An 8383-nucleotide genomic window follows, 5' to 3' on the forward strand; every position below is an offset into this window, starting at 1 on the left:
ACCATCCCGTTACGGCTAGTGCCGGTCCCGTCTCCCTCCCCTCTCCACCGTCTCTTACGGACGCTGCGCGATCGCCGGAACGTCGCGTCGTGCGGCACCAACGTAGAGTTGGCGCGGACGGCCGATCTTGTATTCCGGATCGGTGATCATCTCTTCCCACTGGGTGATCCAGCCCACCGTGCGCGCGAGCGCGAAGATGCAGGTGAACATGGAGGTCGGGATGCCCAGTGCCTTCTGCACGATGCCGGAGTAGAAGTCGACGTTCGGGTAGAGCTTCTTCTCGACGAAGTACGGATCTTCCAGGGCGATCTTCTCGAGTTCCATCGCGAGCTTGAACAGGCGATCGTTCTCGAGGCCGAGTTCCTTCAGGACTTCGTTGCAGACCTTGCGCATCAGCGTGGCGCGCGGATCGAAGTTCTTGTACACACGGTGGCCGAAGCCCATCAGCTTGAAGCTGTCGTTCTTGTCCTTGGCGCGCGCGATGTACTCGCTGACGCGCGACACGTCGCCGATCTCTTCGAGCATGTTGAGGCAGGCTTCGTTCGCACCACCGTGCGCCGGGCCCCACAGGCAGGCGATACCGGCCGAGATGCAGGCGAACGGGTTGGCACCGGAAGAACCGGCCAGACGCACCGTGGAGGTGGATGCGTTCTGCTCGTGGTCGGCGTGCAGCGTGAAGATCACGTCGAGCGCGCGCACCAGCACCGGATTCGGCTTGTATTCCTCGCACGGCGTGCCGAACATCATGTGCATGAAGTTCGACGTATAGTCGAGGTCGTTGCGCGGGTACATGAACGGCTGCCCGGTGTTGTACTTGTATGCCATCGCGACGATGGTCGGCAGTTTGGCGATCAGCCGGTTCATCGAGATGTTGCGATGCTCCAGGTCAGAGAAGTCCATCGCGTCGTGGTAGAACGCGGACAGCGCGCCGACCACACCGACCATGATCGCCATCGGATGCGCATCGCGGCGGAATCCGTTGAAGAAGCGGGTGAGCTGGTCGTGAACCATGGTGTGGTTCTTGATCGTGTTCTCGAACTCGACCTTCTGCTTGGCATTGGGCAGCTCGCCGCTCTTGAGCAGATAAGCCACTTCGAGGAAGTTGCATTGATCCGCCAGCTGCTCGATCGGATAGCCGCGATACAGCAGCTCGCCCTTGTCACCATCGATGAAAGTGACCTTGGACTTGCAGCTCGCGGTGGACAGGAAGCCGGAATCATAAGTGAACAGTCCGGTCTTGCCGCCCAGGGTACGGATGTCGATGACGTCATTACCATGGGTACCGGTCATTACCGGAAAGTCGAAGGTGTTTCCATCGACGGTTAGGGTTGCAGTGCGTTCAGTGCTCATAGGTCGTCCCTCTTGCTTGCCCGTTTAACTTCCAACTCCCTGATTCATGATCAGTCTGCACAGTCATCGTTGACTCAGCAGTCCGACCATCTCCTTCCAGCGGTCCACCTCGCACGCCTTGCTGCCGTTGACTATCCCCCAGATGTCATAGTCATCGGCGCGCAGGAGATCTTCCAGATCCGCCAGTTGATCGTCGGTCAGACGATCGAAATCCCGTTCCAGAAAGCGCGTGAATACCAGATCGAGCTCCAGCAATGCCCGTCGGCACTGCCAGCGCACGCGCCCTCTGTTGATGATCAGCGCATCAGATCGCACGACGGACCATCATGTCCTTGATCTTGCCGATCGCACGCGTCGGATTCAGATTCTTCGGACATACATCCACACAGTTCATGATCGAGTGACAACGGAACAACCGATACGGATCCTCGAGGTTGTCGAGTCGCGCATTGGTGTCCTGGTCACGCGTGTCGGCCAGGAAACGATAGGCCGCAAGCAGGCCGGCAGGGCCGACGAACTTGTCCGGATTCCACCAGAACGACGGACACGAGGTCGAGCAGCAGGCACACAGAATGCACTCGTACAGCCCGTTGAGTTCTTCGCGCTCTTCCGGCGACTGCAGGCGCTCGCGCTCCGGCGTCGGTTCGTTGTTGACCAGATAGGGCTTGATCGAGTGGTACTGCTTGAAGAACTGCGTCATGTCGACGATCAGATCGCGGATGACCGGCAGGCCGGGCAGCGGGCGCAAGGTGATCGGCTGCGCCAGACTGTCGACGTCGGTCAGACAGGCCAGGCCGTTCTTGCCGTTGATATTCATCGCATCCGAACCGCACACACCCTCGCGGCACGAGCGCCGGAAGGACATCGAATCGTCCTTGGCCCGCAGGCGCACCAGCGCATCGAGCAGTTTCTTGTCGGACGGCTCGAGCTCCACGGTGATGTCCTGCAGATACGGCTTCTCGTCCTTGTCCGGATCGTACCGGTAGATCTTGAATTGAACGCTACGCTTGCTTATCACGAATATTCTCCCGCGCCGTTAGTAGGTGCGCTTGGCCAGCGCGATCGCTTCGACATCGTCGGACAGCGGCTTCAGGTTCACCGCCTTGTAGTCCAGGCGATTGCCCTCGCTGTACCACAGGGTGTGCTTCAACCAGTTCGCGTCGTCACGCCCGTTCGGATTCTCAGCCGTATCCGGGGCATCGTCGCGGACGTGTGCACCGCGCGATTCCTTGCGTGCTTCGGCGGAAACCATGGTTGCGCGTGCAACCTCGATCAGGTTGTCGAGTTCCAGCGCCTCCATGCGGGCGATATTCCACACCTTGGACTTGTCGACGATCTGCGTGCGCCTGGCGCGCTCGGCCACTTCGCCGATCTTCTGCACGCCTTCCTTGAGCAGATTGTCGAAGCGGAACACGCCCGCGTGCTTCTGCATCGTGCGGCGCATCTCGAGGCCGACATCGAACACGCTTTCGCCGCCGGTCTGGGTTTCGAGGCGTGCGATCCGCGCCAGCGAAGCGTCGGCCGCGTCGGCAGGCAGCGGCTTGAGGCTGAGGTTGCCGGACTGGAAGTCCTCGACCACGGTCTCGCCCGCCGACTTGCCGAACACCAGCAGGTCGAGCAGCGAGTTGGTACCGAGGCGGTTCGCGCCATGCACCGAGGCGCAGGCACATTCGCCGGCGGCGTAGAAACCAACCACCGGGGTGTTCTGATTGCCATCCTTCGGCACCACGACCTGGCCCTTGTAGTTGGTCGGGATACCGCCCATCTGGTAGTGGCAGGTCGGCACCACCGGGATCGGCGCCTTGATCGGGTCCACACCGGCGAACTGGATCGAGATTTCACGAATGCCGGGCAGGCGCTTCATGATGTTCTCGGGCGCGAGGTGGGTGATGTCGAGCAGCACGTGATCCTTGTCCGGACCGCAGCCGCGACCTTCGTTGATCTCGGTGGTCATCGCACGCGAGACCACGTCGCGCGAGGCGAGATCCTTCAGGTTGGGCGCATAGCGCTCCATGAATCGCTCGCCCGAGGCATTGCGCAGGATGCCGCCCTCGCCGCGCACGCCTTCGGTGATCAGCACCCCCGCACCGGCCACGCCGGTCGGGTGGAACTGCCAGAACTCCATGTCCTCGAGCGGGATGCCGGCTCGGGCCGCCATGCCCACGCCGTCGCCGGTGTTGATGAAGGCATTGGTCGAGGAGTGATAGATGCGGCCGGCACCGCCGGTGGCGAAGATCGTCGCCTTGGCGTGGAAGATCGAGACCTCGCCGGTCTCCATTTCCATCGCGGTTACGCCGAGCACGTCGCCGTCCACATCGCGGATCAGGTCGAGCGCCATCCACTCGACGAAGAACTGGGTGTTCGCACGTACGTTGCGCTGATACAGCGCATGCAACATCGCGTGGCCGGTACGATCGGCAGCGGCACAGGAGCGCATTACCGGCGCCTGGCCGTAGTTCATCGAATGGCCGCCGAACGGGCGCTGGTAGATCTTGCCGTTGTCGGTGCGGTCAAAGGGCATGCCGTAGTGCTCGAGCTCGATCACGACCTCGTTTGCCTTCTTGCACATGAACTCGATGGCATCCTGGTCACCCAGCCAGTCCGACCCCTTGACGGTGTCGTACATGTGCCAGTGCCAGTTGTCCTCGGTCGAGTTGCCGAGCGAGGCAGCCACCCCGCCTTGCGCTGCCACAGTGTGGGAGCGGGTCGGGAATACCTTGGTCAACACTGCCGTCTTCATGCCGGCTTCGGAAAGTTGCAAGGCCGCCCGCAAACCGGCGCCACCGGCACCGACGATAACCGCATCAAAGGTACGCTTCGCGACGTTCACGCTTACAGCCTCCACAGAATCTGGGCTGCCCAGCCGGCGTAGCCGACGAGCAGGAAGAGAGTGACCATGTGCAGCACCAGGCGCACACCGGTCGGCTTGACGTAGTCCATCCAGAGATCGCGAACGCCGATCCATGCGTGATAGAACACCGACATGAAGAACAGGAAGCTCAGGAACTTGAACAGTCCGCCGGAGAAGAGGCCGGACCAGGCCTCAAAACTGAACTCGGGCAAGGTCAGCGCACAGACCGCGAAAATGACCGTGTACAGCGCCATATAGACGGCAGTGGCACGTTGCGCGATCCAGTCCTTCAGACCGTAATGCGCACCCACAACATCACGATTCACCATAGTTTCACCCCGATGATCACGGTAAGCACAAGACTCACGACCAGAACAATGCGTGCCGAGTTGCGTGCGGCGGGCAGATCGGTCCCCTTGTCCAGATCGAGGAACAGAAAACGGATACCTGCACAGAAATGATGCATATAGGCCCACAGCAGGCCCAGAAGCAGCAACTTGGCCAACGGATGCCCGACCACGGCCGAGAAGGTCTCGAAAGACTCGGCGGAACCCAGGCTGCTATCAAGGAGATACAGCAGGAACGGCAGCATCAGGAACAGCCCCACTCCGCTGATCCGATGAAGAATCGATACGATACCCGGCAACGGCAACCGAATTTCGTGCAGGGCCAGATGCTTCGGCCTCTGTTTGCGCACTGTCACTTCCGACATGAAGACTCCCCTCAACATGCGCGGCGAAAATCCGCCGCAGACTCCCAAAAGACCTTGGATTATAGCGACGAAACGCAGCCCCCCACTGCGTATCGCGCCATCAATTCAACTCATTCAGATAAAAATGTTCGGCCGTGGAATACAGGCCCCGGCGCCATTCCACCGGCTTGTCACCATAGGTGTAGGTAACGCGCTCGACCGACAACAAGGGCGTGCCTTCGGGCACCTTGAGCGCCTCGCTGGTCGAACGGTCCGCAGCCACCGCCCGGATCCGTTCCTGCGCACGGATCATGCGCAAGCCGAAGCGAGTTTCGAACAAGCTGTACAGCGACCCGTTCCAGTCCTGCAGCGTCTCGAGATTGAGCCCCTGAAACACCTCGCCCGGAAGATAGATCTCGTCGATCACGACCGGCTTCTGGGCAAACTTCAAGAGTCGGCGGAGAATGATGATCGACGCGCCCGGTTCGATGGCGAGCATCCGCGAAGCCTCCTGACCCGCCTTGGCGCGCCAGCAATCGAGCGGTACGCTCTGGGGATGCGACAGATCACCATCCATCGGCACCAACCGCAAGAAGCGGAACAATGCTCGAGGATCGTTATGGGAAGCCACATACGTCCCCTTGCCCTGCTTGCGGACGAGGAGATTGTCTGCCGCCATTTCGTCGATGGCCTTGCGGACCGTACCCTGTGACACACCGAAGCGGGCCGCAAGCTCCTGCTCACTCGGAATGGCCTGACCGGGACGCCATTCGCCAGCCTCGAGAGCCTGAAGGATCAGGGTCTTGATCTGACGGTAGAGCGGGCTGAAAGTGGGGGATTCCTGTGCCATCCGCGCATTTGATCACAAAAATTTTCGATCGTCTATGGGGCGTCTTTTGTCTTATATAAGACAAAAGACATGATTTGACAGGGGACACAGATACTTCTAACATTTCCACGCTTTGGGTTTGGTGCCGGAACACCGTCCGACATCATGCTTCCTTGCCCTCCGGGCATCGCATCCAGAGCACGAACAAATCACCCAGACCGTCTTGTTTTGAGGGAGTCACCAAATGAGCAAAGCCCCCGTACGCGTCGCAGTAACCGGCGCAGCCGGCCAGATCGGCTACAGCCTGCTGTTCCGCATCGCCAGTGGCGAAATGCTGGGCAAGGACCAACCCGTCATCCTGCAACTGCTTGATCTGCCCCAGGCACAGAAGGCGGTCAAGGGCGTGATGATGGAGCTCGAGGATTGCGCGTTCCCGCTGCTCGCCGGCATGGTCGCCACCGACGACCCCAACGTCGCCTTCAAGGACGCCAAGGTCGCGCTGCTGGTCGGCGCCCGTCCGCGCGGCCCCGGCATGGAGCGCAAGGACCTGCTGACCGAAAACGCCAAGATCTTCACCGTCCAGGGCGCGGCCATCGGCCAGTATGCCGATCCGGACTGCAAGGTGCTGGTGGTGGGCAACCCGTGCAACACCAACGCCTACATCGCGAAGGAAGTGGCGCAGAAATTCGGCCGTGTCCCGGCCAAGAACTTCACCGGCATGCTACGCCTGGATCACAACCGCGCGCTGTCGCAACTGGCCGCCAAGTCCAACCGTGAAGTCTCCAGCCTCAAAAGCCTGGTGGTGTGGGGCAACCACTCGCCGACCATGTACGCAGACTACCGTTTCGTGACCTCCAGCGGCGATAACGTCAAGGGCCTGATCAACGACGAGGCCTGGAACCGTGACGTGTTCCTGCCCACCGTCGGCAAGCGCGGCGCCGCGATCATCGAAGCGCGCGGCCTGTCGTCCGCCGCCTCGGCGGCCAACGCCGCCATCGACCACATCCGTGACTGGGTGCTCGGCTCGAAGGGCGAATGGGTCACCATGGGCATCCCGTCCGATGGCTCCTATGGTATTCCGGAAGGCATCATCTACGGCTTCCCGGTCACCACCGAGAACGGCGAGTACAAGATCGTCCAGGGCCTCGAGATCGATGCCTTCTCGCGCGAGCGCATGACCCACACCCTGAACGAACTCCTCGAAGAGCGCGAAGGCGTGAAGGACCTGCTGGGCTGATCGTCCGCAAGGACCCGCCAGCGGCGGGTCTGCACCACCTGCCAGGGCGCGCGACTGCGGTTGCGCGCCTTTTTCGTTTACCGTCCCGCTGCTATGCTGACAGGCGTTTTCAATCGGAATGCAGCACATGACCGCAAGCCCCAACGCCCATCCGCACGACGTCCTGTTTGCCGGCGAGAAGCCCTTCCCCACCCTGCCGGCAGTCGATCACTATGCAGGTTCGGAGAAGCTGATCACCAAGGCGCTGGCCCTGCAGCAGGAACTCGGGCCGATCTTCGACGTCACCGGCGACTGCGAGGACGGTGCGCGGGCTGGCGCCGAGGCGGAACACGCGGAGATGGTTGCCGCGCAGGTCATGAGTCCGCACAACCGCTACGGCCGGGTCGGCGCGCGCATCCACGACATCACCCACGCGCACTGGCAACGCGATCTCGAGATCCTGATCGGGCGGGCCGGTGGGCGCCTCGCCTTCATCACCCTGCCCAAGGTCCGTTCGGCCGCGGATACCGGCGCCCAGATCAGCATGCTGCGCGAAATCGAGCAGCGCTCCGGCTGCCCGCGCCCGCTACCGGTCCATGTATTGATCGAAACCCACGGCGCGCTGCGTGAGGTGTGGGACATCGCCGCCCTCGACGGCGTCGAATCACTCGACTTCGGCCTGATGGATTTCGTCTCCGGTCACCACGGCGCAATCCCCGGCTCGGCCATGAAGAGTCCGGGACAATTCGAACATCCGCTGATCGTGCGGGCCAAGACCGAGATCGCCGCCGCCGCGCTGGGGAACGGGGTGATCCCCTCCCACAACGTCACCACCGAGCTGAAGGATCTCGCCGTCATTCACGCCGACGCCACGCGCGCGCGACGCGAGTTCGGCTACCTGCGGATGTGGAGTATCCATCCGAATCAGATTCGCCCGATCGTCGAAGCCATGCAACCCGACTTCTCGGAAGTCGAAGACGCAGTCGGAATACTGAGCGGCGCGCAGGACGCGGCCTGGGGCCCGATCCAGCATAACGGGCGCCTGCACGACCGCGCGTCCTACCGCTATTACTGGGAACTGTTGCAGCGCGCACGCAGCACCGGCATGGCGATCCCGGCCGAAGCTGCCAGGCGCTTCTTTCCGGACTGACCGCAGCGCGCCGAGCGTAACCATCCGTCGCCGCCGCGCGCGGACCGCGGCGAGACGGCGGCAACGACGCGTCGGCTATGCCTTGTCCGCCTCCGGGGTGGACGCTGCTGCCTCGGGTGCGGCTGCCTTGGGTGCGGCTGCCTTGGGTGCGGCTGCCTTGGGTGCGGCTGCCTTGGATGCGGCTGCCTTGGATGCGGCTGCCTTGGGTGCGGCTACCTTGGGTGCGGCTGCCTTGGGTGCGGCTGCCTTGGGTGCGGCTGCCTTGGGTGCGGCTGCCTTGGGTGCGGCTGCCTTGG

The 8383-nt window shown here is 62.2% G+C and carries 10 protein-coding genes; 2 read left to right on the plus strand and 8 right to left on the minus strand.

The features are described from left to right. Positions 1-54: 54 nt before the first annotated feature. The 7 genes from gltA to AC3A35_RS25180 form a co-directional block, all read right to left on the minus strand. Complete coding sequence (gene gltA, locus AC3A35_RS25150) at positions 55-1350, minus strand: citrate synthase (RefSeq protein ID WP_487439282.1); 1296 nt, start codon at positions 1348-1350, stop codon at positions 55-57. A gap of 63 nt (positions 1351-1413) precedes the next feature. Further along, positions 1414-1650 carry an FAD assembly factor SdhE gene (locus tag AC3A35_RS25155; RefSeq protein ID WP_487439290.1) on the minus strand — a complete coding sequence of 79 codons (237 nt, stop codon included), beginning with the start codon at positions 1648-1650 and terminating at the stop codon, positions 1414-1416. 4 nt (positions 1651-1654) lie between these two features. After that, complete coding sequence (locus AC3A35_RS25160) at positions 1655-2365, minus strand: succinate dehydrogenase iron-sulfur subunit (RefSeq protein WP_487439291.1); 711 nt, start codon at positions 2363-2365, stop codon at positions 1655-1657. A 21-nt stretch (positions 2366-2386) separates the two neighbouring features. Then, the gene (gene sdhA / locus AC3A35_RS25165; RefSeq protein ID WP_487439283.1) at positions 2387-4180 is read right to left on the minus strand and encodes a succinate dehydrogenase flavoprotein subunit; all 1794 of its coding nucleotides are present in this window, start codon (positions 4178-4180) and stop codon (positions 2387-2389) included. 2 nt (positions 4181-4182) lie between these two features. Further along, the gene (gene sdhD, locus AC3A35_RS25170) at positions 4183-4530 is read right to left on the minus strand and encodes a succinate dehydrogenase, hydrophobic membrane anchor protein (protein ID WP_487439284.1); all 348 of its coding nucleotides are present in this window, start codon (positions 4528-4530) and stop codon (positions 4183-4185) included. Further along, on the minus strand, positions 4524-4913 hold the full coding sequence (gene sdhC, locus AC3A35_RS25175; protein ID WP_487439285.1) for a succinate dehydrogenase, cytochrome b556 subunit: 390 nt from the start codon (positions 4911-4913) through the stop codon (positions 4524-4526). Before sdhC ends, sdhD begins: the two co-directional genes overlap by 7 nt. Before the next feature lie 100 nt (positions 4914-5013). Beyond that, positions 5014-5742: a GntR family transcriptional regulator gene (locus AC3A35_RS25180; protein WP_487439286.1), complete on the minus strand. Its 729-nt coding sequence runs from the start codon at positions 5740-5742 to the stop codon at positions 5014-5016. A gap of 223 nt (positions 5743-5965) precedes the next feature. Between AC3A35_RS25180 and AC3A35_RS25185 the strand changes: the two genes are divergently transcribed. Next, a complete protein-coding gene (locus AC3A35_RS25185; protein WP_487439287.1) occupies positions 5966-6958 on the plus strand; it encodes a malate dehydrogenase in 993 nt (330 codons plus the stop codon). A gap of 127 nt (positions 6959-7085) precedes the next feature. Further along, positions 7086-8087: an HpcH/HpaI aldolase/citrate lyase family protein gene (locus AC3A35_RS25190; protein ID WP_487439288.1), complete on the plus strand. Its 1002-nt coding sequence runs from the start codon at positions 7086-7088 to the stop codon at positions 8085-8087. Between the two features lie 75 nt (positions 8088-8162). Here AC3A35_RS25190 and AC3A35_RS25195 read toward each other — a convergent pair. Continuing rightward, positions 8163-8383: hypothetical protein (locus AC3A35_RS25195; protein WP_487439289.1), on the minus strand; the 221-nt coding region annotated here is incomplete at its 5' end.

It is taken from the genome of Azoarcus sp. Soil_N_20, assembly GCF_057656155.1.